Origin of the sequence: Nonomuraea deserti, from assembly GCF_004348685.1 — a bacterium.
Lineage (GTDB): Bacteria > Actinomycetota > Actinomycetes > Streptosporangiales > Streptosporangiaceae > Nonomuraea > Nonomuraea deserti.
Map to the genome: position 1 here is coordinate 1 of NZ_SMKO01000167.1, position 23,682 is coordinate 23,682.

The 23,682-nt window shown below is 72.2% G+C and carries 24 protein-coding genes and 1 pseudogene; 11 read left to right on the plus strand and 14 right to left on the minus strand.

The window, feature by feature from the left end; translation table 11 throughout:
- The coding region (locus E1292_RS38695; RefSeq protein ID WP_132603214.1) for an alpha/beta hydrolase at positions 1-496 on the minus strand (496 nt) is incomplete at its 3' end.
- Positions 497-865: 369 nt separating this feature from the next.
- Between E1292_RS38695 and E1292_RS38700 the strand changes: the two genes are divergently transcribed.
- Complete coding sequence (locus tag E1292_RS38700; protein WP_132603217.1) at positions 866-1,600, plus strand: dienelactone hydrolase family protein; 735 nt, start codon at positions 866-868, stop codon at positions 1,598-1,600.
- Here the strand turns inward: E1292_RS38700 and E1292_RS38705 are convergent.
- From E1292_RS38705 to E1292_RS38715, 3 genes are read right to left on the minus strand one after another with little or no spacing between them, the layout of a single operon-like run.
- Positions 1,588-2,328: an ABC transporter ATP-binding protein gene (locus E1292_RS38705; protein WP_132603220.1), complete on the minus strand. Its 741-nt coding sequence runs from the start codon at positions 2,326-2,328 to the stop codon at positions 1,588-1,590. The genes E1292_RS38700 and E1292_RS38705 overlap by 13 nt on opposite strands.
- Positions 2,328-4,967: an ABC transporter permease subunit gene (locus tag E1292_RS38710; RefSeq protein WP_132603223.1), complete on the minus strand. Its 2,640-nt coding sequence runs from the start codon at positions 4,965-4,967 to the stop codon at positions 2,328-2,330. Before E1292_RS38710 ends, E1292_RS38705 begins: the two co-directional genes overlap by 1 nt.
- Positions 4,964-6,211, minus strand: coding sequence for an ABC transporter substrate-binding protein (locus E1292_RS38715; protein ID WP_132603226.1), 1,248 nt, complete (start codon positions 6,209-6,211; stop codon positions 4,964-4,966). Before E1292_RS38715 ends, E1292_RS38710 begins: the two co-directional genes overlap by 4 nt.
- Before the next feature lie 132 nt (positions 6,212-6,343).
- Between E1292_RS38715 and E1292_RS38720 the strand changes: the two genes are divergently transcribed.
- Positions 6,344-7,432 (plus strand): alcohol dehydrogenase catalytic domain-containing protein, encoded by a 1,089-nt coding sequence (locus E1292_RS38720; RefSeq protein WP_132603229.1) that lies wholly within the window; start codon positions 6,344-6,346, stop codon positions 7,430-7,432.
- A gap of 154 nt (positions 7,433-7,586) precedes the next feature.
- On the opposite strand, the gene E1292_RS38725 is transcribed toward E1292_RS38720, so the two are convergent.
- Positions 7,587-7,892 (minus strand): hypothetical protein, encoded by a 306-nt coding sequence (locus E1292_RS38725; RefSeq protein ID WP_132603232.1) that lies wholly within the window; start codon positions 7,890-7,892, stop codon positions 7,587-7,589.
- Between the two features lie 478 nt (positions 7,893-8,370).
- Here E1292_RS38725 and E1292_RS38730 point away from each other — a divergent pair, with 478 nt between their 5' ends.
- From E1292_RS38730 to E1292_RS38745, 4 genes are all read left to right on the plus strand, one after another.
- Positions 8,371-9,384, plus strand: a complete 1,014-nt coding sequence (locus E1292_RS38730; protein ID WP_132603235.1) for an RNA polymerase subunit sigma-70 — start codon at positions 8,371-8,373, stop codon at positions 9,382-9,384.
- A gap of 5 nt (positions 9,385-9,389) precedes the next feature.
- A complete protein-coding gene (locus tag E1292_RS38735; protein ID WP_132603238.1) occupies positions 9,390-9,587 on the plus strand; it encodes a hypothetical protein in 198 nt (65 codons plus the stop codon).
- 28 nt (positions 9,588-9,615) lie between these two features.
- Positions 9,616-10,110, plus strand: a complete 495-nt coding sequence (locus E1292_RS38740; RefSeq protein ID WP_132603241.1) for a cupin domain-containing protein — start codon at positions 9,616-9,618, stop codon at positions 10,108-10,110.
- A gap of 140 nt (positions 10,111-10,250) precedes the next feature.
- Positions 10,251-10,565, plus strand: a complete 315-nt coding sequence (locus E1292_RS38745) for a hypothetical protein (RefSeq protein WP_132603244.1) — start codon at positions 10,251-10,253, stop codon at positions 10,563-10,565.
- A gap of 10 nt (positions 10,566-10,575) precedes the next feature.
- Here the strand turns inward: E1292_RS38745 and E1292_RS38750 are convergent, their stop codons facing one another.
- Complete coding sequence (locus E1292_RS38750; RefSeq protein WP_132603247.1) at positions 10,576-12,792, minus strand: MMPL family transporter; 2,217 nt, start codon at positions 12,790-12,792, stop codon at positions 10,576-10,578.
- A gap of 99 nt (positions 12,793-12,891) precedes the next feature.
- Between E1292_RS38750 and E1292_RS38755 the strand changes: the two genes are divergently transcribed.
- Complete coding sequence (locus E1292_RS38755) at positions 12,892-13,443, plus strand: TetR/AcrR family transcriptional regulator (protein WP_132603250.1); 552 nt, start codon at positions 12,892-12,894, stop codon at positions 13,441-13,443.
- On the opposite strand, the gene E1292_RS38760 is transcribed toward E1292_RS38755, so the two are convergent.
- Complete coding sequence (locus E1292_RS38760; protein ID WP_132603253.1) at positions 13,440-14,537, minus strand: ROK family transcriptional regulator; 1,098 nt, start codon at positions 14,535-14,537, stop codon at positions 13,440-13,442. The genes E1292_RS38755 and E1292_RS38760 overlap by 4 nt on opposite strands.
- A 100-nt stretch (positions 14,538-14,637) precedes the next feature.
- Here E1292_RS38760 and E1292_RS38765 point away from each other — a divergent pair, with 100 nt between their 5' ends.
- The 4 genes and pseudogenes from E1292_RS38765 (at position 14,638) to E1292_RS38780 (ending at position 18,806) form a co-directional block, all read left to right on the plus strand.
- A complete protein-coding gene (locus tag E1292_RS38765) occupies positions 14,638-15,867 on the plus strand; it encodes a Gfo/Idh/MocA family protein (protein WP_132603256.1) in 1,230 nt (409 codons plus the stop codon).
- Positions 15,864-17,114: pseudogene (locus E1292_RS54435) on the plus strand (ABC transporter substrate-binding protein). The gene E1292_RS38765 and the pseudogene E1292_RS54435 overlap by 4 nt, the downstream one beginning before the upstream one ends.
- Positions 17,111-18,031 carry a carbohydrate ABC transporter permease gene (locus E1292_RS38775; protein WP_220447271.1) on the plus strand — a complete coding sequence of 307 codons (921 nt, stop codon included), beginning with the start codon at positions 17,111-17,113 and terminating at the stop codon, positions 18,029-18,031. The pseudogene E1292_RS54435 and the gene E1292_RS38775 overlap by 4 nt, the downstream one beginning before the upstream one ends.
- The gene (locus E1292_RS38780; RefSeq protein WP_220447272.1) at positions 18,021-18,806 is read left to right on the plus strand and encodes a carbohydrate ABC transporter permease; all 786 of its coding nucleotides are present in this window, start codon (positions 18,021-18,023) and stop codon (positions 18,804-18,806) included. Before E1292_RS38775 ends, E1292_RS38780 begins: the two co-directional genes overlap by 11 nt.
- 12 nt (positions 18,807-18,818) lie before the next feature.
- Here the strand turns inward: E1292_RS38780 and E1292_RS38785 are convergent, their stop codons facing one another.
- The 7 genes from E1292_RS38785 to E1292_RS38810 all read right to left on the minus strand — a co-directional run.
- Complete coding sequence (locus E1292_RS38785) at positions 18,819-19,178, minus strand: S26 family signal peptidase (RefSeq protein WP_132603259.1); 360 nt, start codon at positions 19,176-19,178, stop codon at positions 18,819-18,821.
- Entirely contained in the window at positions 19,178-20,977 is a 1,800-nt protein-coding gene (locus E1292_RS38790) for an ABC transporter ATP-binding protein (RefSeq protein ID WP_132603262.1), read from the minus strand. Before E1292_RS38790 ends, E1292_RS38785 begins: the two co-directional genes overlap by 1 nt.
- A complete protein-coding gene (locus tag E1292_RS38795) occupies positions 20,974-21,513 on the minus strand; it encodes a thioredoxin domain-containing protein (RefSeq protein WP_132603265.1) in 540 nt (179 codons plus the stop codon). Before E1292_RS38795 ends, E1292_RS38790 begins: the two co-directional genes overlap by 4 nt.
- The gene (locus E1292_RS38800; RefSeq protein WP_132603269.1) at positions 21,510-22,064 is read right to left on the minus strand and encodes a MauE/DoxX family redox-associated membrane protein; all 555 of its coding nucleotides are present in this window, start codon (positions 22,062-22,064) and stop codon (positions 21,510-21,512) included. The genes E1292_RS38795 and E1292_RS38800 overlap by 4 nt, the downstream gene beginning before the upstream one ends.
- Before the next feature lie 33 nt (positions 22,065-22,097).
- Positions 22,098-22,259 (minus strand): hypothetical protein, encoded by a 162-nt coding sequence (locus tag E1292_RS51760; RefSeq protein ID WP_165974973.1) that lies wholly within the window; start codon positions 22,257-22,259, stop codon positions 22,098-22,100.
- Between the two features lie 240 nt (positions 22,260-22,499).
- Positions 22,500-22,637 (minus strand): DUF6203 family protein, encoded by a 138-nt coding sequence (locus tag E1292_RS38805; RefSeq protein ID WP_132603272.1) that lies wholly within the window; start codon positions 22,635-22,637, stop codon positions 22,500-22,502.
- 61 nt (positions 22,638-22,698) lie between these two features.
- On the minus strand, positions 22,699-23,682 hold a 984-nt coding region (locus E1292_RS38810), incomplete at its 5' end, for a PASTA domain-containing protein (protein ID WP_132603275.1).

Below are 23,682 nucleotides of genomic sequence, written 5' to 3' on the forward strand. Positions count from 1 at the left end.
CGCTGGCCCCGCCCACCGCCAGCCGGCCGGGGTCGATGCCGAGCTCGGCCGCGCTCTTGGCGGTCCATGCCAGCCCGGCGTAGCAGTCCTCGACCGGTGCGGGGTGCGGGTGCTCGGGCGCGAGCCGGTAGTCGACGGAGACCGCGACGACGCCGAGCTCCTCGACGAAGCCGACCATCGACGCGTCGTCCATCTCCGGCTTACCGATGATCATGCCGCCGCCGTGGATCCAGTAGAGCGCCGGCCGCCCCTCCCCTCCCCCGGGCGGCCGGTAGATCCGCAGCCGGATGTCGGGAGCGCCCGAGGGCCCGGGGACGTGCCGGTCCTCGATCACCACGTCGGTCTCCGGGACCGGCGCCACCGCCAGCATCTCGTTGATCTGTGACCGGTGCCGGGTGAGGTCCTCGTACGACAGCGTGGACAGGTCGATCTCCGGCAGGGCCGACTCCTCGAGGCCGGCACGCAGCTCGGGGTCGAGATTGGGGTGGAACGCCATGACCTTCCCCTTCCGCGGGACAGTGCGGGGTACTTCCATGATCGGAGCCCGCGCCCGTGTCGCACAACCGGCGCCCGGTCACGATTGGCCGCGCGATCCCGGCGAGATCGTGGAGCTACTACTGCAGGACGCAGGAGACGAGCTGGATATCCGAGTCCGATCCGCAGCCCTTGCTCGTCACCCAGGAAAACGAAGGAGGGGCAGTATCGCTGGCTCGGGTTTCGGCGCGGCAGAACAGGCGGCGACAGACCCGCGGCCGGCGCCTGCTACCACCGTTGGCGGAGCGACCGCTCCGCCCTGCGCGAACATCGCCGCCGCGCCCCTCCGAGCACGTGGATATCCGCGGACGCCCCGGGCATGCTGTCCGGCATGTGCCATTCCACGGACAGCAGACCGCCCGCCCCGCCCGTCCAGGGGGAGGTGGCCTCGCATGAGCAGATCGAGCTGACCGCCGCCGACGGCAACAGTTTCCTCGCCTACGAGGCCGAGCCCGCCGAGCCGAACGGTCGCTGCGTGGTGATCCTCCCCGACGTGCGCGGCCTGCACCCCTTCTACCGCGACCTCGCCGTGCGCTTCGCCGAGGCGGGGTTCTCCACGATCGCGATCGACTACTTCGGCCGTACGGCGGGCCGCGGCGACCGCGGCGACGACTTCGACTTCATGACGCACGTCAACCAGCTCACCAGCGAGGGGATCAGAGCCGACGCGAGGGCGGCGACGGAGGCGCTGTCGGGCAGGGGGCCGGTGTTCACGGTGGGCTTCTGCATGGGCGGCTCCCAGTCGTGGCGGCTGGCCGCCGAGGGCAACGGCCTGGCCGGCGGCATCGGCTTCTACGGCGCGCTGCGCTTCATCGACCTGCCGCGGTCAGGACCCGGGGCGCCGCTCCTCCTGCTCAGGGGCGGGGCCGACACGGTCTCGACGCCGGAGGAGTTCGAGGCGTACGAGGCCGCCCTCGACCAGGTGGGCACGGAGCACGAGACGCACGTCTACGACGGCGCGCCGCACTCGTTCTTCGACCGCTCGTACGGCGAGTGGGCCGAGGCGTGCCAGGACGCCTGGAGGCGCATCCTGTCCTTCACCGAGCGCCGCGCTCAGCCCAAGTAGGCGGCCCTGACGACCGGGTCCTGCCTGATCTCGGCGGGCGTGCCGACGGCGATCACCTTGCCGAGGTCCAGCACGATGATCCGGTCGCAGACGTCCATGACGAACCCCATGTCGTGCTCGACCAGCAGCACGGTCGTCTCCAGCGCCCTGACGACCTCGCCCAGGCGGGCCGTCTGCCCGCCGTCCAGCCCGGAGGTGGGCTCGTCGAGCAGCAGCAGCTCGGGCCGGTCGGCCAGCGCCCTGGCCAGCTCGACGAGCCGGCGCCGGCCGACGGGGAGCGCGGCGACGTACGCGTCGCGCAGCGGGGTGAGCCCGCACAGCTCCAGCACCTCGGCGACGCGTTCGCGGCGCTCACGTTCGCGCCTCCGGCGGCCCGGCCATCCGGCCAGGTCGGCGGCGATCCCGCCGCCTCCGCCGTGCCAGTCGAGCGCGGCCAGCACGTTGTCGGCCACGGTGAGCCGACCGAAGACCTGGGTGCGCTGGAACGTACGGCGCAGCCCGGCCCTGGCCCGCCTGACCGGCGACACGCCGGTCAGGTCACGGCCGGCCAGCCTGACGCGTCCCTCGCTCGGCCTGCGCAGCCCGGACACCACGTCGAACAGCGTCGTCTTGCCCGCCCCGTTCGGCCCGATCACGCCGCACACGAGGCCCGCGCCGACCTCGAAGGACACCCGGTCCAGCGCCCTGACCCCGCCGAACGCCACGGACACCCCCTCGACGGCCAGCATCAGCTCACCCCCAGGTAGGCGGCGGTCAGCCGCTCGCTGTCGACCTCGGACCTCGGCCCCGCCCACGTGACGCGGCCCAGCCGCATGAACGCGACCCGGTCGGCGATCGCCAGCGCCTCCGTGGCCTTCTCCTCCACCAGCAGCAGCGCCACCCCGCGCTCGCGCAGCTCGGCGAACACGTCGAACACCTGCCGCACCAACCCGGGCGCGAGGCCCAGCGACGGCTCGTCGGCGATCAGCACCCGCGGCGGCCGCAGCAGCGCGCCCGCGAGCGTGAGCAGCTGCTGCTCGCCCCCTGACAGCGCCCCGGCGAGCACGGTACGGCGGGCGATCAGGTGGGGCATGCGCTGGTAGACGGGGCCGGGGTCGGGCAGCCAGGTGCGCAGGTTCTCCTCCACGGTGAGCCCGGGGAAGACGCCCCGGCCCTCGGGCACGAGCAGGATGCCGGCCCGTGCCCGGCGGTGGGCGGGCCAGGCGGTGATGTCCTCGCCGTCCAGCAGGATCCGGCCGGCGGTGACGGGAAGGTCGCCGGCGGCGACGGCGCAGGTGGTGGACTTGCCGGCGCCGTTCGCACCGAGGAGCGCGACCACCTCGCCGGGGTTGACGTCGAGGTCGACGCCGCGCAGCACGGTGCAGTCCTGGTAGCCGGCGACCACGCCCTCCAGCGTGAAGTACGTCAGTTCCGAGGTCGCCGGCGCGGCCGGGCGGGCCGGCTCGGGCTCCGCGAGCTCCGCGAGCTGCGCGGGCTCCGCGCGCCGGCTCCGCCGGCGGTGTCGGATTTCGGCGAGCTGCGTGAGCACCCCGTCGGGATGCCTGGCCAGGATCATCCCGCCGGCGCCGAACAGGATGGCCCCGACGTGCGCGGACACGTCCCACGTGGCCAGCAGTTCGGGCACGACGACGGCGACGAGCCCGCCCAGCACCGCGCCGCCGATCCTGCGCACGCCCTGGAGCACGACCACGGCCAGCCAGACGAACCCGGCGAAGGCGGGCAGGTCGGTGGCGGTGATCGAGCCCTTCGAGATCGCGTACAGCACCCCGCCGAGCCCGGCGATCGCCGACGCCAGCACGAAAAGTGTGATCTTGGTACGGGGCCCCGACAGCCCCGACGTCGCCGCCGCCGCGGGAGCGGAGCGCACGGCCAGGATCGCCCGCCCGGACGCCGACCGCTCCAGGTTCCGCACGAGCAGCGCCACCGCGCCGATCAGCAGGAGCAGCACCACCACCCGCACCCGCGGATCCGAGGTGTCGGCGAAGCCGAACCCGAGCGCCGGCAACGACCACCCGATCGTGCCGTTGCTGAACGCGTCCACCTGGAACAGCACCTGGTCGGCCAGCAGCGCCATGGCGAGCGTGGCCAGCGTCAGCACCCGCCCGCCGAGCCGCAGCGCGGGCAGCGCCACCAGCATCCCGACGGCGGCCGCCGCGAGCACGCCCAGCAGGATCGCCACGGCGAACGGCAGCCCGGACGTGAACGCCCACCCGCAGGTCAGCGCCGCCATCGAGGCGAAGGCGGCCTGGGCCAGGTTGACCATGCCGCCGATGCCGGTCACCACCACGAACGAGCAGAAGATCAACGCCAGCACGAGGCCCTGCGCGGCCACCCCCACGTAGTAGTCGGGCCCGGTGAACGTGAACGCCACCAGCGCGGCCAGGCCCAGCGCCCACGGCAGCCGGCGCCGCCACGGCGGCAGCCCCGCCAGGTGGTCGGGCGGCGGCGGCGCGTCCTCGGCCTCGCTGCCCGCCACCCGCTCGCGCGACCTGTTGAGCAGCACGAGCCCGGCGAACAGCAGGATCACCGGCACGGCCGTGCGCAGCCCGGTGACCTCTTCGAGGAAGTCGGTGTAGCCGGCGACGAGGTTCTGGACCACGCCGAGCGCCAGCCCGGCCGCGAACGTCCAGGGGATCGAGCGCAGCCGCCCGAACACCGCGGCCGTGGCCGAGGCGAACAGCAGCACCGTGTACGCGGTCGCGTCCAGCCCGAGCACGGAAACGGCCAGCACCCCGGCGAGCCCGGCCAGGCCGGAGCCGAGCATCCAGGCGAGCGCCGACGTGGCGCCGGCGTCGATGCCCCTGAGCGTGGCCAGGCGGCGGCGGTCGACGCAGGCGCGCATCCGCAGCCCGTACGGCGTGTGCCGCGTGAACACCCACAACCCGGCCGCCGCCACCGCCGAGAAGCCGAACGTGATGACCTGGTCGCTGTCCAGGTGGACGCCGGCCACGTCGAGCGCCCGCGCCGGATGCGGCCCGACGCCGCGCGGCAGCGCCGTCGCGTCGGCCGGCGGCAGCCCGGCCAGGTCCACCACCAGCAGGCCCAGCGCGGGCAGCGCGATGGTGAGCCCGATCGTGGCGACGATCTGCGCGGTCTCCCCCGCCTGCGCCAGCCCTTCGAACATGGCCTTGTGCAGCACGTAGCCGAGCGCGGGAGCGAACACCACGACCGACACCAGCGCCGACAGCCAGGCGGGCAGGCCCGCGGCCAGGTTGAGCTCGTAGAACAGCAGGGCCGACAGGAACCCGATGGCGCCGTGGGCGAAGTTGAACACCCCGGTCGCCGCGTACGACAGCGTCAGGCCCGATCCCATGATCGCGAAAATGGCGCCGGTGACCAGGCCGCTGAGGACGTAACCGGCGATCATGTGAGCGGCACGTTGTCGAAGCACTTCATGTTCTTGGCCACCTGGAAGGCGCCGTCCACCAGCTTGACCAGGGCGCCGCAGCCGTTCGGCTCGTCGTGGTCCTTGGGGAACTGGATCTTCCCGAAGCCGGGATTCTCGTAGGCGTACGAGCCGTTGGCCGTGGCCAGGAACCTCTCCCTGGTCAGGTCCTTGCCGGCCTTGGCCAGCATGTCGAGGAAGATGTCGGCGGACCAGTAGCCGATCGCCAGGTGCTGGGTGAGCGCGGCGCCCGGGGAGACCCGCTCGACGTCCCGCTTGAGCTGGGCGATCTCGAGGGCGCTCGACTCGAACGGCTCGAACATCGGCGCCGCGACCACGCCCTCCAGCGCCTGCGCGCTGGCCGGGTCGCCGAGGATGGCGGTGTCGTAGCTGGTCGCGTCGGTGAGCACGCCCTCGTATCCGGCCCGCTTGAGCGCCGCGTAGAGGCCGACGTTGAACTTGGTGCCCGCGATCACGGAGACCACGACGTCCGGAGGCTCGCCGCCGTCCGACGTCATGATCTTGTCGACGTACGGGAGCCAGTCGGGCGGCGGCGCGGCGGCCGGGAGCCCGGAGTTCACGCCGGCCAGCTCGAACCCGGCGGCGGTGAACGACTGGGAGATCGTGGTGCCTCCGTACTTGCTGCCGCTGGAGTCGGAGGTCTGCACGTAGACGCTCTTGCCCTCGGATCCGCCGAGCAGGTCGGCCATCTGCCGGCCCCACCACGTCTGGGAGCCGGCTCCCTGCTTGGGCGCCAGGCAGCCGTTGTAGCCGAAGCCGGTCCTCGTGCCGCACCACTGCGGGCCCGTCGCCCAGCCGAACCACGGCACGCCCTCCCGCTCCAGGAAGGCGGCGCCGCCGAAGTTGGGGGCGTGGACCGGGACCAGGGCGAACACCCGCTCCTTCTGCACGAGCTTCTTGGCCGCGGCGTCGCCCTTGGCCGCGTCCTGCCCGTCGTCCTCCGCGCCGAGGAACTCGATGGTGCGCCCGTGCACGCCGCCCTCCGCGTTGGCCCGCTCGAACCTGGCCCTGGCCCCGATCTCGGCGTCCTTGGTCGAGTAGCCGCTGGCGCTGGTCTTGGTCAGCACGCCGCCGATCCTGACGCTGGTGGCGGTCACGCCCGGCGCGGCCCCGCCTTGGCTGCCCGGGGCCTGCTGCTGGGCGGCGCATCCGGTGATCGCCAGCGCCACGGTCGTGGTGAGTGCCATCGTGCCCAGCCGTACCATGATGGCCTCCTAGCGATTTGGCCTAGCGCTCGCTTGGTTTTGCGCCGAGCGTAAATTCGCCTGGGAGGGGTGTCAACGGGCTCCCGAGCAACCGCTTGCTCACCATCTCGGCGCCGGGTTACCGTTTGGCGCATGCTGATGCGCGCGGCCGTCCTGACCAGGTTCCACGCCCCCATGGAGATCCGCGAGGTCGAGATCGCCGACCCCGGCCCCGGTGAGGCGCGCGTGCGGATCATGGCGTCCGGCGTCTGCGGCTCCGACCTCAAGGCCATCGACGGCAAGAGCCCCGTGGCGAGCCGGCCACCGTTCATCCTCGGACACGAGAGCGCCGGAGTGGTGGAGAGCGTCGGCACGGGCGTGACCACCGTGAAGCCGGGCGACCACGTCATCATCGCCATGAACGGCCCCTGCGGCCGGTGCCGCCCGTGCGGCGCGGGCTTGTTCCACCTGTGCTCGGGCCCCGCCAGGCTCCCCACCATCATGGGCGGCCCGCCGCGCGTCACCCTCGACGGGCAGGAGACCCGCCGCTTCATCGGCATCGGCTCGTTCGCCGAGTACACCGTCGTCTCCGAGTCCATGTGCGTACGGATCGCCGCGGACGCCCCCTTCGCCGCCATGTGCCTGCTGGCCTGCGGCGTCGTCACCGGCGTCGGCGCCGTGACGAACGTCGCCAAGGTGCCTCCTGGCGCCAGCGTCCTCGTCGTGGGCTGCGGCGGCGTCGGACTCAACGTCATCCAGGGGGCGGTGCTCGCGGGCGCGACCACGATCGTCGCCGCCGACACGGCCGAACCGAAGCTCAAGCTGGCCGAACGCTTCGGCGCCACCCACACCCTCCTCGCCGCGGACCTGCCCCGGCAGGTGGGCGAGCTGGTGAAAGTCGGCGTCGACTACGCCTTCGACGCGACCGGCGCGCCCGGCGTGCTTTCCCGGGCGTTCGCCGCCACCCGGCCCGGCGGGACGACGGTCATGGTCGGCAGCCCGCCACAAGGCCGGCCCGCGGAGGTGGACACCGGCCTGCTGTTCGCCTCCCGCCGCCTCATGGGCACCCAGGGTGGCGACGCCGCACCGCACCGCGACCTGCCCATGCTGGCAGCGCAGTACCTCCGGGGCCGCCTCGACCTCGACGGCCTCATCACGGAACGCCTGCCCCTCGACCAGATCAACGACGCCGTGAACCACGTCCGCCAGGGCACCGTCGCCCGCACGGTCATCACTTTCTAGAACCGCGGTCCTCGCCCGGCCAGGCGGTTACCCGTCCGACACCCACCCCGAAAGGGCCTCGCTGACGCTCGGACGCGGAGCCAGGGCTTTCCCCTTCCGTACCGGCCGGACGGGAAACCGGCGGTGCCCGCTGACAGCCGGGCCTCGCCGCGTCTCAGTCCTCGTCGTGACGGGCGCGATAGGCACGCAGCTCACGGCGCGCCTGGTGACGGCTGCGGCGGCGCTCCCCGCGACGGAAGTAGTACCACTCCCGGTTCCCACCTCTGGTTTCGCGGACGAGCACGTGGTAGCCGGGGGCGCCCCAGTAACAACCGCCACGGCGCCAGTTCGCGCTGTCGGCGGTGATCTCGTCCGGCAGCGTGCACGGCCCGAACCGATGATCATGAACGGGCACGCAGGTCATCGGTGGCGCGTCAGCCATCCGCACCCACCAGGGCCGGGTCTTGTCGGTCTTGCTCATACGGTCACCTTTCGGCTCCGTGACGCCCCGGGTCGGGGCCGTCGCTAGACCGGGTGCACCGTGATCACCTCCGACTTCGCACACGACAAAGGGACCGAAAAGCGACGACGCCGCTCAGAGACCCTGATCCAGACACTACCGCGAACCGCAGCCGATGGCCGGTTCTCTACAGGCATGGCTGCGAGATCATCGGGGCATCGACGCCCAATAGTGTGCGAACAACCCGATCGAAGCTGGTCACGGTCGCCTCAAGCGCTGAGACCGATGCGCGGCCTACGAACTGACCGGACCGCGCCAGTCGTGATCGCCGGCCACGCCTTCGTCTCGAACCTGCGCCGCGCCCACGGCGTACCGCACGTCGTGCTCCGCCACCGGATCCGTCCCTGGATCAGCCATGCCGACCGACCCTGGTGATGAGTTGTCGCGCCCGCAGCCGTCACACCTACGACGGGACACGACGAGGCGGAAGGATGACGCGATGAGTGCGGACACGCGGCTGGAGGAGCAGGGCGTGAGCGGTCAGGGCGGGAGCGGGCTGGGCGAGGTCGACGAGAGGGGGTTCTCGGGGCTGGCGGAGCGGCACCGGCGGGAGCTGCACGTGCACTGCTACCGGATGCTCGGGTCGTTCGAGGACGCCGAGGACACCGTGCAGGAGACGTTCCTCCGTGCCTGGCGGCGGCGGGAGACCTTCGAGGGGCGGTCGACGTTCCGGGCCTGGCTGTACCGGATCGCCACCAACGCCTGCCTGGACCTGCTCGCCAAGTGCCGCCCGGAGCCCGCGACCGGCGGCGAGGTGCTGTGGCTGCAGCCCTACCCGGACCGGCTGCTCGACGAGCTGCCCGCGGCCGACGCGGACGAGCCGGAGACCGTCGCCGTCGCGCGGGAGACGATCGAGCTGGCGTACCTGGTCGCGGTCCAGCACCTCGCGCCGCGCCCGCGGGCCGTGCTAATCCTGCGGGACGTGCTCGGCTGGCCGGCCAAGGACGTCGCGGAACTCCTCGGGGACTCCGTCAACTCCGTCAACAGCGCGCTGCAGCGGGCCCGCGCCGGCATGCGGGAGCACCTGCCCGCCGAGCGGCAGGACTGGACCGGCGGCGAGGAGGACGCCGGTACGCGCGAGCTGGTGCGCCGCTATACCGACGCCAGCGTGGCCACGGACGTCGACCGGCTCGCCGCGCTGCTGCGGGACGACGTCCGCTGCTCGATGCCGCCCACGCCGGGCCTGTACGTCGGCCGCGACGCGGTGGTGAACGACTGGGTCGAGAGCGGCTTCGATGGCATGAAGGGCCTGCGCGCCGTCCCCGCCTCCGTGAACCGGCAGCCCGCCGTCGCCTTCTACCACTGGCGCCAGCGGGAGGGCGCGTACCTGCCGCTGACGATCGACGTCCTGCGCGTCACCGGCGGGGCGATCACCGAGATCGTCACGTTCCACGACGACCAGTTCCCGCGGCTCGGGCTGCCGGAGCGCCTGCCGGCGGACGGCACGGAGTAGTCCCGGTGTGGACGCTCGTACTGCGCGGTGGCGCGCGTGTCGGGGTGGTCGCGGCGGAGTGGTGCGACGCGTTCGGCGTCGTCACCCGCGGGCGGGTGCAGCTGGAGTTGCGCGACGGCGAGGTCGCGGTCACCCTGGCCGGTCCCGCCGTCGCGCGCCTCCCACGTGAAGCGTGGGCGTCGGCTTCCGGCCGGATTTCCTAGACTTCCTCCAAAGATCAGAGGAGGCGGTATGTCCTATCCCGAGCCCCGCTACTTCGGCGAGACCGGTGAGCACAGCGGCACTTTCCAGCTGGCCGGCCGGGAGCCTGACCTGTCCATGGGTGTGGGAGGCACGCAGGTGCACTACCTCGCGACGGGCGGCTCCACGAACGGCGCGTACGGCCTCTACCGGTGGGAGATGGGCCCGCGCCCGGGCGGCCCCGACCCGCACTTCCACCGGACCATGACCGAGTCGTTCTACGTGCTGTCGGGCACGATCCGCCTCTACAACGGCGAGAAGTGGGCCGACGGCAAGCCGGGCGACTTCCTCTTCCTGCCCGAGGGCGGTGTGCACGCTTTCAAGAACGAGTCGGGCGAACCGGCCTCGATGCTGATCTTGTTCACGCCGGGCGCCCCCCGGGAGGCGTACTTCGAGGAGCTCGCCGGCATCGCCACCACCGGCCGGCAGCTGAGCCCGGAGGAGTGGACGGAGCTGTACCTGCGCCACGACCAGTACATGGTCTGACGCCGCTCCGCGAGAAGCCGCCTCAGCAGGACCCTGACCGGCTCGGTGCCTCTGGGGGCCGGCGACGTGAGGCGAACCACTGGAACGATGTGTGACCGATCTCCTACTGTGTGTTACCGACACCACGGGGAGGAGAGACGGTGCACATCAGGAACGTCACCATGGCCGGGGCGCTCACGGGGCTGGTCATGACGGGGATGCAGACCCAGTCCGCCGTGGCCGGGGACGTCCTCGACTTCGGCGCCCTGGGCGTGGTCATCTGGAGCGAGCCCAGGGCCGGCTCGGGACGCGCCGGCGTCGGTTACGCCGGTCAGGGGTTCGAGTCGGACCGATCGGAGGAGCACGGCCTCTACCGCTGCGACTTCTTCGAAAGCACCCTGTGGCACCACGGCCGCAATGTGGCGACCGGCGTCGTCGGCTGGGTTCCCGCCTGCAACCTGACCGACTCCGACTGACGGGGCGCCCCTACACGCCCGCCTTGACGGGTACGGGGCGCGGCGGTGCCGGGGTCTCGTCCTCCTCGTGGCCCTCCACCGACAGGTTCGGCAGGATGCGGTCGAGCCAGCGCGGGCACCACCAGTTGAGCCGCCCGAGCAGCACCATGGTGGCGGGCACGAGGAAGCCCCTGATGATGGTGGCGTCCACCGCGATGGCCACCGCCAGCCCGACTCCGAACGTCTTGACCATCGGGTCCGGGTACGCGATGAACGCCACGAACACGGCCACCATGATGAGGGCGGCCGACGTGATGACGCGGCCCGTCGACCCGAGCCCCTGCGCCACCGACCGCGCGTTGCCCCGGTGCCGCTGGTACGCCTGCCGCACCGCCGTCAGCAGGAACACCTCGTAGTCCATGGACAGCCCGAACAGCACCGCGAACAGCATCAACGGCACGTAGCTCTCGATCGGCACCGAGAAGAAGATGGTCTGCACGTACGACGAACTGGCCGGCGGGTCCATGCCCACGAGCCCGCTGCCCACCCCGATGGAGAACACCAGCGCCAGCGCTCCGAACGCGGCCCCCAGCGAGACCAGGTTCATCACCGCCGCCTTGATCGCGACGATGGGCGCGCGGAAGGCGAGCAGCAGGAGCAGGGCGCTCAGCAGCACGACCACGCCGATGACCAGCGGGGTGCGCTCGGCCATGCGGTCTCCCGCGTCGGTGAGCCCCGCGACCTCCCCGCCGACGTGCACCTGCACGCCCGGCAGCGCGATGTCCCTGATGTCCCTGACCACCTCGGCGGCCCGGGCGTCGCTCGGGGCGTGGTCGGTGACGACCTGGAGCAGGACCGACCGGCCCGAGGTGTTGACCTTGGGCTCGCTCACGTGGGCGGTGCCCTCGACGTCGTCGACCGCTCGGGTGACGTGGTCGACGATCGGGTCGCCCGAATCGGCGACCTCGGAGGGCAGCTCGGCGACCACGATCAGCGGCCCGTTGGCGCCGGGCCCGAAGCCGGTGGCCATCAGCTCGTACGCCCGCCGCGATTCCGAGCCCTGGGTGCCGTATCCCTCGTCGAGGGGTCCGAGCTTGAGCGCCAGCGCGGGCGCGGCCAGCGCCCCCAGCACGAGCACGCTGGCGAACAGCACCCGCCACGGGCGGCGGGCGACCCACGAGCCGAGCCCGGCCCATCCGGCGCCGGACCCGTCGGCGCCGCGCAGGAACGGCACCTTCAGCGCGTTGACGCGGTGGCCGAGCATCCCGAGCAGGGCGGGGACGAGCGTGACGGAGGTCAGCACGGCGGCGACGACGGAGATGCCGGTGACCCAGCCGAGCGTGGCCAGCAGCGGGAATCCGGCCAGCATCAGCGCGCTCAACGCGATGATCACCGTGCCGCCGGCGAACACGACGGCTCCGCCCGAGCTCGCCACGGTGCGGCGTACGGACTCCACGACCGGCACCCCGCCGGCCAGCAGCCGGCGGTGGCGGGACAGCAGGAAGAGCGCGTAGTCGATGCCTACGCCGAGCCCGATCATCGTGGCCATGATGCCGGCCTGCTTGGGCATGTCGACCACCCAGCCGAGCAGCCCGATCACGCCGAGCCCCGAGGCCACGCTGACCAGCGCGGTGAAGATCGGGATCAGCGCGGCCACCAGCGTCCCGAACGCGAACACCAGCACGAGCATCGCGCAGAGAACCCCGATGATCTCGCTGGGCCCGGTCTTGATCTCCTTGTCGGCGGGGGTGGAGTTGTCCGCCGGCACCACCTCGAGCCCGGCGGCCCGCGCCGGGTCCGCGGCCTTGGACAGGCTCTGAGCGAGTTGGGCGATCCTGTCGCTGTCGTGGCCCTCCATGCGGATGCCGATGAGCCCGATCCGCAGGTTGGAGGCGATGCCGCCCACGCGGTACGGCGAGTCCACCTGCACGACGTGCGGCATGGTCCGCAGTCGGTCGACGGCCCGCTCCACGGCGCGCTTGCGCGCGTCCTCGGTGAGAGGGCCGTCGGCGGAGTAGACGACGAGCTGCACCGTGCCGCCCGCGGCGTAGCCGGGCCCGAAGCCGGTCTTCATCAGGTCGTGCGCGCGCTGCGCGTCGGTGCCGGGGATGCTCGCGTCGTTGCTGGTGGGAGCGGCGAACACGAGGCTGCCGCCCATCAGCGCGGCCGCCGCGACCACCCAGAGGACCAGCACGATCCGTCCGTGGCGCGCGCACCAGCCGCCCAGCCGTCCCAGCAACCGCGTCATCGCAAAGCCCCCACTCGACGGCCGTCCAGTACGGTCGTACAGGACATACGATAAAGCGCGAAATATTGGGAAGGCTGTCTCCCCCAGGGAAATGAGACGATGACCACAGCCGACGACACCCGCACCCGGATCCTGGCCGCCGCCCGCGAGCTGTTCGCCGAGCGCGGTTACGCGGCCACGTCGCTGGCCGACATCGCCGCCGCCGTGGGGCTGACCAAGACCGCGGTCGCCTACCATTTCCACCCCAAGGACCGCCTGGCGGCCGAAATCCTCTCGCCGGCGGCCGACGACATGCTGGCGCTGCTCGACGCCGGCCACGAGAGCCGGGACGACTTCGTCGAGGCCCTGGTCGGGTTCGCGGTGCGCTACCGCTCGGTGATCCGCCTGTTCATGGAGGACCTGGCCGGCGACGACTCCGTCTCACCCGTCTCGCCCGGCTCGGAGCGCGCGGTGATCAGGACGTACCGGGACGAGATCTTCACCAAGCTCGTGGGCGAGGACCCTGGCGCCGAGACCCGGCTCAAGGGCTGGGCGCTGCTCGGCGCGCTGCAGTGGGGCACGGTCAAGACCATGGACCTGCCGGAGGATCAGGTAAGGGCGGCCATGCTGGAGTCGGCCAGAGCGATCTGGCAGGACCCACGAGGCGGCTAGAGGCCGAGGATCTCGCGCTCGACGTGGGAGAGCGCGAGACGTACCGCGCCCAGCGCCACCCCTTCGTCACCGAAGGTGGACGCCACCACCTCCGGCACGCTCACGCACAGCTCGGCCAGGTGCCGCCTGACCGGCTCGAGCAGCACGTCGCCGACCCGCGCGTAGCCACCGCCCAGCACCAGCAGGTCGGGGTCGATGGCCAGCGCGAGCGCCGAGGCGCCGATGGCGAGGGTCTCGGCGTAACGGTCGACCCGGCGCCGGGCGTCGCGGTCGCCGCGCAGCGCCGCCTCGAACACCCCGGCCGCCGAGGCGTCCTTGACCAGCTCGCGGGCGGCGTCCTCCCAGCCGACCTGGCGCAGCGTGCCGATCTCGCCCGCGGCCCCGCCGCGCCCCGGGTGCAGCCGGCCGCCGATCAGGATGCCCGCGCCCACCCGGCGGCCCATCATGACGTACACGACGTCGGAGGCGTGCCGGGCGCTGCCGCGCCAGTGCTCGGCGAGCGCGGCGAGGTTGGCGTCGTTGGCCGCCAGCGCGGTGCAGCCGAACCAGCGCCTGGCCAGGCCCGCCAGGTCGACGCCCGTCCAGCCGGGCAACGTGATCGACAACGACACGCGCCCGGTGCGGTCGACGATGCCCGAGGTGCCCGCCGCCACGGCCCACACGCGGGTGCGGGCCACGCCCGCGCCGTCCACGCAGGCCAGGGAGGTGCGGCGGGCGGCGTCCAGGCGTTCGTGGGCGGCGGCGTCACTGTCGACCTCGGCCCGCTCCCAGGCGATCACCTCGCCACCGAGATCGGCCAGCGCGGCCACGATGGTGTCGCCGCCGACCTCCACGCCCACCACGTAGCCGGCGTCCGCGCGGAACCCGAACCGCCGCGCGGGCCGCCCCATCGCGCCCTCGTCGGGCGGCACCTCCCTGACGTAGCCGCGCTCGCCCAGCTCGTCGAGGACCGCCTCGACCGTCTGCCTGGACAGCCCGGTGATGCGGCCGAGCTGCGTCAGCGTGGCCACGCCCTCGCGGCGCAGGGCCCTGAGCGTGGCCTGGGTGTTCACCTTGCGCAGCAGCGACGCGTCACCCGGCCGGAGCTCGGTCACTTATGAGACCTTTCCCCATAACTTCCCTATTGACGGCTACCAGCCCGGATCCTAGCATCAGCCGACATACGTGAATTGGTTACATAAGTAGAGGAGATTGATGATCACGCTCGCCATCGTCGGCGCGGGCTCGCGGGGCACCTCCTACGCCGACCACGCCGTCGGGACCGGCCGGGCGCGCGTGGTCGCGGTGGCCGATCCGCTCGCCCGCCGCCGCGGCAGGTTCCCCGACGCGGTCCCGTACGCCGGCTGGCGCGAGCTGGCCGCGCTGCCCCGCCAGGCGGACGCGGTCGTCATCGCCACCCAGGACCGCGAGCACGTCGAGCCGGCCGTGCGCTTCGCCGAGCTGGGCTACGACATCCTGCTGGAGAAGCCCATGGCGGTCTCCGAGGACGACTGCCACGCGATCGTCGAAGCCGCCGAGCGCTCCGGCGCGGTGTTCGCCGTCTGCCACGTGCTGCGCTACACGCCGTACACCAGGGTGCTGAAGCAGCTGCTCGACGGGGGCCGGATCGGCGAGATCGTCAACATCCAGCACCTGGAGCCGGTCGGCTGGTGGCACCAGGCGCACTCGTACGTGCGGGGCAACTGGCGGCGGGCCGACGAGTCCACGTTCATGCTGCTCGCCAAGTCGTGCCACGACCTCGACTGGCTGGTGCATCTCACCGGCAGGCAGGTCACCCGCGTCTCGTCGTTCGGCGGCCTCAAGCACTTCCGCCCGGAGAACCGGCCGGAGGGCGCCGCCGACCGGTGCCTCGACTGCCGGGCCGAACCCGGCTGCCCGTACTCCGCCCGGCGCATCTACCTGCCGCTGGCGGGCACGGACGAGTGGCCCCTGTCCGTGCTCACCGACGACGTCTCCGAGCAGGGGGTGCTGGAGGCGCTCAGGACCGGCCCGTACGGCAGGTGCGTGTACGCCTGCGACAACGACGTGGTCGACCACCAGGTCGTGAACCTGGAGTTCGAGGGCGGCGCGACCGCGTCGTTCACGATGACGGCGTTCACGCCCGCGCTCCACCGCCAGACCCGGATCTTCGGCACCCGCGGCTCCATCGAGGGCGACGGCGACCGCCTGACCGTGACCGACTTCGTCACCGGGCGCTCCGAGACCGTCGACACCCGTCCCACCGGCGACGCGACGGCGAGGGGCGGCCACGGCGGCGGAGACCAGGCGCTGGTCGAGGCGTTCCTGACCGCGGTGGCCAGGAGAGACCGCGCCCCGATCCTCTCCTCGCCCGGCGAGAGCCTGCACAGCCACCTCATCGCCTGGGCGGCCGAGCGGTCGCGGCTGCGCGGCGAGACCGTATCCCTGGAAGGAACCCCCCGATGAAGGCAATCCATATCGCCGCCGCGCTGGCGCTCGGCGCGGGACTGGCCGGCTGCGGCTCGACGACCCCCGCGAGCGCGCCGGCCGCGCAGCAAGGCGGCGGGCGCGGGCCGATCACGTTCCTCGGCGGCAAGTTCGAGGCCGAGTCGGTGCAGAAGATCGTCGACGCCTGGAACGCCGCGCACCCCGACGAGAAGGCGACCGTCGTGCTGCTCCCGGAGAGCGCCGACGAGCAGCGCCGCAAGCTCATCCAGAGCGCGCAGACCAAGTCGGACACCGGCGACGTCATCCTCATCGACGCGGTGTGGACCAGCGAGTTCGCCGCGAACCGGTGGGTGGACGAGCTGACGCTGGACACGACCGGCTTCCTCCCCACCACCATCGAAACGGCGAAATATCGCGACAAGCTCTATGCGATGCCGCTGTTCACCGGCACCGGCCTGCTCTACTACCGCACCGACCTGGTCAAGGAGCCGCCCAAGACCTGGGACGAGATGAAGAGGATCTGCGCGGACGTCCTGCCCGAGCAGAAGGGCATGAGCTGCTACGCCGGCCAGTTCGACAAGTACGAGGGCCTGACCGTGAACTTCGCCGAGGCCGTCTCCTCTGCCGGCGGCCGGCTGCTCGACGCCTCCGGCAAGCCCCAGGTCACCAGCGAGGCGGCGAAGCAGGCCGCGCGGTTCCTCGCCGACGGGTTCGACAGCGGCATGATCCCGAAGGAGGCGATCACGTACAAGGAGGAATAAGGACGGGTCGCCTTCCAGGGGGGCAAGTTGCTCTTCTACCGCAACTGGGCCTACGGCTACGAGGCCGCGCAGAAGACCGACGGCTCCAGCAAGGTCGTGGACAAGTTCGACGTCGCGCCCATCCCCGGGCTGAACGGCCCGGGCGCGGGCACGCTGGGCGGCAACAACCTGGCCGTCTCCGCCTACTCCAAGCACAAGCAGACCGCCAGGGACTTCGTCGCGTTCATGACCAGCGCCGCGCAGATCAAGGCGTTCGCGCAGACCAGCTCGATGCCGGTGGCGCGGGCCGCGATCTACGAGGACCCCGGACTTGTCAAGAAGTACCCGTACCTGCCGGCGCTCAAGGAAGGCATCCTCGCCGCCGTCCCACGCCCCGCGGCCGTCAGGTACGGCGACGTGACCGCCGCCGTCCAGGAGTCCGCGTACGCCATCGTCACCGGCGCCAAGCCCGTCGACCAGGCGCTGACCGAGCTGCAGTCGGCCCTCGGCCCGCTGCTCGCGTGAGGGTGCGCCCGGCCCCGCGCGGCCAGTCGTGGACGGCCGCGGCCATGCTCTCGCCCACCATGGTCGTGCTGGCGCTCGTCGTCCTCTACCCGCTGGTCGCGGCCATGCGCGAGTCGTTCTACGAGAGCGGGCAGCGGCTCGACGCGGACGGGTTCGTGGTGGAGGGCGAGTGGTTCGCCGGGCTCGCCAACTACGCGGGCGTGGTGGAGCAGCGCTTCATGAACGCCGCGTTCAACACCACCCTGTTCACCGTGGTGACGGTGGCGCTGGAGGTGGTGCTCGGGGTGGCCATGGCACTGGTCATGCGGCGGGCCTTCAGGGGGCGGGCGTTCCTGCGGGCCAGCATCCTCATCCCGTGGGCGGTCCCGACGGCGGTCGCGGGCCTGATGTGGAAGTGGATCTTCCAGGCGGACGGGGTGGCCAACACCCTGCTCGGCACCGACATCCTCTGGACCGCCGACGGCCCCTGGGCCAAACTCGCCGTGGTCATCGCCGACACCTGGAAGACCGCACCCTTCGTCGGCCTGCTCGTGCTGGCCGGGCTGCAGATCATCCCGTCCGACGTGTACGAGGCCGCCAAGGTCGACGGCTCCACCCCCTGGCAGACGTTCTGGCGGATCACGCTGCCCCTGGTCAGACCCGCCCTGCTGGTGGCCGTGTTGTTCCGGTTGATGGACGCGCTGCGCGTCTTCGACCTGCCGTACGTGCTGGTCGGGCCGCGCAAGCAGTCGGTGGAGACGCTGTCGGGACTCATCTGGGACGAGGCGACTCGTGTGCACTACGGGCCCGCGTCGGCGTACGGGACGGCGTTGTTCTGCTACATCGCGGTGATCGCGTTCGTGTTCGTCAAGCTGCTCGGAGCCGACCTGCTGAGCGACGTGCGATCGCGCCGGAGGGAGGCCCGCGATGTGGCGTAGGGCCGGGATGATCGGCATCGCGCTGTACTGCCTGGTGCCGTTCTACTGGATGGTGGTGTCGAGCTTCCGCCGCACCGCCGACATCCACGACAAGTCACCGCTGCCCGCCCCGTGGTCGCTGGAGAGCTACGACGCGGTCTTCGCCGCGGACATGGGCTTCGGCCGGTCGCTGGTCAACAGCCTCGTCGTCGCGGGCACCACCACGGCGGTCACCCTCCTGATCGGCACCATGGCCGCGTACGCGCTGGCCCGGCTGGCCTTCCGCGGCAAGAACGTCATCCTGGCCCTCGTGATCGCCGTCTCCATGTTCCCCGGCGCCCTGCTGATCGTGCCGCTGCTCGAGCTGTTCACCACGATCGGCTGGATCAACACCTACCAGGCGATGATCGTCCCGTCGATGTCCTTCGCCCTGCCGCTGACCATCTGGAACCTGACGACGTTCTTCCGGCAGCTGCCGTACGAGCTGGAGCAGGCCGCCATGATCGACGGCTGCACCGCCTTCGCCGCCTTCCGCCGCGTCATGCTCCCCCTGGCGGCGCCGGGAGTCTTCACCACGGCGATCCTGGCCTTCATCGCGACCTGGAACGAGTTCATCATCGCCGTCACCATGGTCAACGACCAGTCCCGCCAGACGGCCACGGTCCGGATCGCCCAGTTCACCGGCGCGGCCAAGTTCGACACCCCGTTCGGCACGCAGATGGCGGCGGGCGTGCTGGTGACGATCCCACTGGTGTCCCGGTGCTGTTCTTCCAGCGCCGCATCGTCGCAGGGCTGACGGCGGGAGCGCTCAAGTGACCACGCCACCGCGCGGGAACCGGGAGACGGTGCCGACGATGTCGCGGCGGTGGACCAGGCCCAGCTGGCGGGAGTCCTGTGAGCGCGGGTTGTCCCCGGCCACCGCGACATGGCCGGCCGGCACGTGGGGCACGTCCGGCATCGAGGGGGCGAGCCAGTCGGGCAGCGGGTCGCCGGCGATGGCGGCGACCCGCTTGATCCGGTGCGGCAGTTGATCGTCCGCGACCCGGAAGACGATGATGTCGTTGCGCCGGGGGTCGCGGCGTAAGCGCCGCGCGAGCAGGCGCTGGCCGTTCCCCAGGGTGGGCGACATGCTGTGGCCGCGCACGGTCACCCTGATCCAGCCGATCATCACACCCTCGCGTCCTGGTAGCCGCCGGCCTGGAGGCGGAACAGCCGGGCGTACTCGCCGTCCGCGTCCATCAGCTCGTCGTGGCTGCCCCGCTCGGAGATCCGGCCGTCGACGAGGGTGACGATCAGGTCGGCGCCGCGCAGCGCGGACATGCGGTGGGAGATCAGCAGCCGGGTACGGCCCTGCGCGTGCCGGCGCAGGGTGCTGTGCACACGGTGCTCGCCCTCGGCGTCCAGCCCCGAGGTGGGCTCGTCGAGCACGATCAGCTCGGCGTCGGCGCGCATCAGGCAGCGGGCCAGGGCCATCCGCTGCCACTGCCCCCCTGACAGCGTCACGCCGGCCCGCTCACCGTCGTCGTCGGTGTGCGTCCGAGACAGTACGGTGTCGTAGCCGCTGGGCAGGGCCGCCACCGTGTCGTCCGCGCCCGCCGCCCGCGCGGCCGCGACGATCCGCGACCGGTCTCCGAGACTCCGGACCTGCCCGATGCCGATGTTCTCGGCCGCGGTCAGGTCGTAGGTCATGAAATCCTGGAACACCACGCCGATCCGCGCGCGCAGGGCCGCGACGTCCAGCTCGCGGAGGTCCACGCCACCCCAGGTGATCGTGCCGCGCTGCGGGTCGTAGAACCGGCACAGCAGTTTCACCAGCGTGCTCTTGCCCGCCCCGTTGACACCGGCCAGTCCCACGGCAGCCCCGGCGGGAATGGTCAGGGTCACCCCGCGCAGCACCCACGGACCGTCCTCGCCATAGCGGAACCACACATCCCGCAGCTCGACGGCCGCCCCCGGACGCAGCGCGCCCGTGCCGTCCGGCAGGTCGTCACCGGTGTCCAGGACAGCGAGGTAGTGCCCGAACAACCGCGCCGCGCGGCCGGCCTCGCCCAGCTGGAGCACCACGCCGGACAGCCCCGTCTGCACGCCGGCCACCGCGCCGAGGAACAGCACCAGGTCGCCGACCGGCGAGCCGCCGGTGGCGACCTTCGTGGCGACCACGACCGTGCCCACCCCTGCGACGGCGGCACCGAGCAGCGCGAGCCCGCTCTGCACCAGTGCGCCGCGGCGTGCCACGGACAGCCGTGCGTGCGTGACCGCGGCCAACGAGTCGACCATCCTGGTGTGCAGCAGCGTGCCGATGCCGAACAGCCTGATCTCCTTGGCGGCACGCACATCGGTGAGGAGTGCCCGGTAGAACAGGCGCCGCCGGTCGGTGGCCACCCATGCCTCCTCGGTGGCCGCCTCGCGCCGCGCGGTCGCCAGCCTGGCGAACACGGCGGTCAGCACGGACGCGAGCAGCAGCAGGGTCATCGGCGGCCACACCACCAGCAGCACACCCGCGAAGCTGGTGAGCACCATCACCGAGTGGACCAGTTCCTGCGCGAACCGCGAAACCGTGCCGGGCGCCTCCTGCGCGGCCTCCTCGGCGAGCCGCAACCGGTTGTGGAACGCGGGATCCTCGATGTACCGCAGTCCCGGCAGGGTGGCGACCCGCTGGAACAACCGGCTCTCCACGGTCAGCGTGACCCGGTGCCGGACCACCTCGCCGAGATGGCCGGCGAGATAGAGAAGAGCGATGGCCAGCCCTCCTGCGAGCGCCGAAGCGATGGCGAGGAACACCGCCCGGCCCGTGCTCGCCGTACCCGCGGTGAGCTCGTTGACCAGCAGCATCGTCAGCCATGCCGTGCTCGCGGGCGCGGCGCCCGCGAGCACGGTCAACCCCAGTGCGGTGGTGGCGGTCACCGGCACGGACCGGAACGGCAACGCGAGCGCCACCACGCCGGCACGGGCGGCGGAGCGGGTCATGCCACCTTCGCCGGAGCGCCGGCGGCCTGCGCGAAGTCGTCGAGCCGGGTGCCGGACGCGGTCACCACGCCGCTGTGCGTGTGCAATAGCGTCGGGAACGCGACGATCTCGAACGCGCTCAGCACGGGATCGTCGACCCCGATGAGCACGACCCGGCCCAGCACGCCGAGCTTGGCGACCAACCGCTCCGTCGCCTCAGGAGCATCCGGATCGCCTTGCACCATGGACACGAGCCGCGCCTGCGGCGGAGCGGCGACCAGCGCGTCCGACAACATCCGGCACGGCCCGCAACCGACCTGAAAGAACCCCACCTGGACCGGGCCGGCCAGATCGGCCTCGGAGATCGTGACGCCGTCCACGCCGGTCACCGAGAACGGGCCGACGACCGTACCGGGCCTCGGCACCTGCGTGTTGTGGACATGGGCGCCGCCGTTCTGCTGCAGTTCCCGAACCCTGGCGACCAGTCCGAACGTGAACAGCAGATGCACCGCGACCACGGCGGCGAGCAGCACGACAGCGGTGGCGAGCAGGGTCAACGGTTCCTCCTGGCGGGAACGAGGAGGAAGGCGACGTCCTCCCAGCGGATCGTGAGCAGACCAAGGAACGCTCCGGCGACCACGGCGACCAGCACGCCCTGAGCGGACGCGGGCACGCCACCGGCGGACGCACCGGCCACGGCGACAGCCACCAGCAGACCGTTACGGACCAGATGCCGCGGCCCGAGCAGGCCGCCACCCGCGCCGAAGCACTGACAACGCACTGACTGCCTGGCCAGGACCGCACGCGCGATCCCAGCGCAGAACACCACGAGAAGCACGGCGGCCACGGCATAGCCGGCCGGCCGCATGCCGGGAACGACCAGCAGCACCACGGCGCCGGCCTCCCCCGCCACGACCACGCCGGCGACCGGACCGGCGGGCAGCCACCGCGGCCCGACCGCCGCGACCACGTCACGGAACCCGGCCAACCCCTGCCGGGAACGCGCCTTCCCCACGACCGCCGCGGTGAAGACGACGGCGAGCAACACGCGGGCGAACAGGTCGAGCACGGCAGCCTCAGCCTCCGGGTGGACACGGCGGCGGGGCACGCGGCAGCGTCCCCCGCCGGGGTGATTACGCGTTCACTTGCAGGTGGACGACTGGTTGACGCAGCTGCCCAGGCAGTTGAAGCGGTAGCCCTTCTTGCAGCACTGGCCGTGTTCCGGCACGCACGCCCCCGCTTCGACGTTCGGCAACACCGCTCCGACGAGCCGCTCACCCGCCCGCCGCATGAGTCCCTTCATGACAACTCCTTCCGTGGCCAACGACGCGGACGCCGACCAGGAGATCAGCCATCCCAGCGGCTACGGCCACGGCGAGCACCGCGCCGTCCGAGTTGGGCCGGAATTACGTGCCATGCCTCTCCTGGCGGTGCCGACCAGGCTGCCCCGATTCCTGCGCGATGTCCTTAGCAGGCGGTCCACACTTCTTGGCGACGGATCCACTACGTCGCGGAACCGCCGCTACCGATGAGCGGTCACCTGTCACCGGTCCGTGTGCCGGGCTCCCTCCTGTCGCTGCCTGCGGCGCCTGCCCAGGAACCAGCCCAGTCCCAGTACGGCGAGTCCGAGCGGCGTCCGTGCCAGCCACTTCGCGGCGAAGAACTTGAACAACTTTTTCATGAGCTGCATCTGCCCGGGGAGCGGCGCGGCACGCCTACGTCCGCGCGGGGAGGCGGAGCGGTCACTCGCCGGGGATCTGGCCGCTCGGGGTCGGCGTAGGCTGCTCATCGCCGGGGCCTGGAGGGCCTGACTGGCCGGCCACGCCGACGATGATCACGACCGTGGCTCCCGGCTTGGCGCAGTTGCCCGCCTCGATGCTCTGGCGCAGGATCGTGCCCACCCGCGACTCGTCCTCCACCACCTGCCCGCGCTGCCGCACCCTGAAGCCGGCGGCCTCCAGCGCCGCCCGCCCGTCCGCCTTGGCCCGGCCGACGACGGGCGGCACGGCCGTGCCGTGGCGGGACAGGGTGAGGTCCACCTGGGTGCCGCCGGCGACGCGGCTGCCCGCTTCGGGGTCGCTGCCGAGCACCCGGCCGCCGGGCTGGTCGGAGCAGGTGTGGCTGATCGCCCCGACCGCGAGGCCCGCGCCGGTCAGGGCGTCCTCGGCGGCCTGGCGCGGCTTGCCCGTGACCGCGGGCACCGCCACCCCCTTCGACACCTGGAGCGCGACCTTGCTGCCCTTGGCCGCCTCAGCACCGGAGGCGGGCTCGCTGCCGAGAACCTGGCCGATCTTCTCCGGCGAGTCGGTCTCGGTGACCGCGCCCAGCGCCAGCCCGGCCTTCTTGAGGGCCTTGGCCGCCGCGCCCTTGCTCATGCCGACCAGCGACGGCACCGGCACGGTGGCCGGAAGGGTCACGGGGGGCGGCTTCGAGGTGGGCTCGCGCTGCTCCTGCGTCTCTTTCCTGGCCCTGATCGGGGTGGACTCGCCGATCGGCGACTGGGTGAGCACGGGCGGGTACGTGTCCGGCAACCGGGGTCCCGCCTGCGCACCCCGCCGGTCGTCGAATGTGGGGACGAGCACCGTGAGCAGCACGGCGGCGGTCGCCGTGAGCGCCGCGCAGACCGCGATGGCGGCCCTCGGCCAGCCCCGCCTCGGGGCCTGCTGCGCCGGCGTTCCGGCGCCGGACCGCGACGCCTCGGGCGGCCGCCCCACCCGCCACCCGGC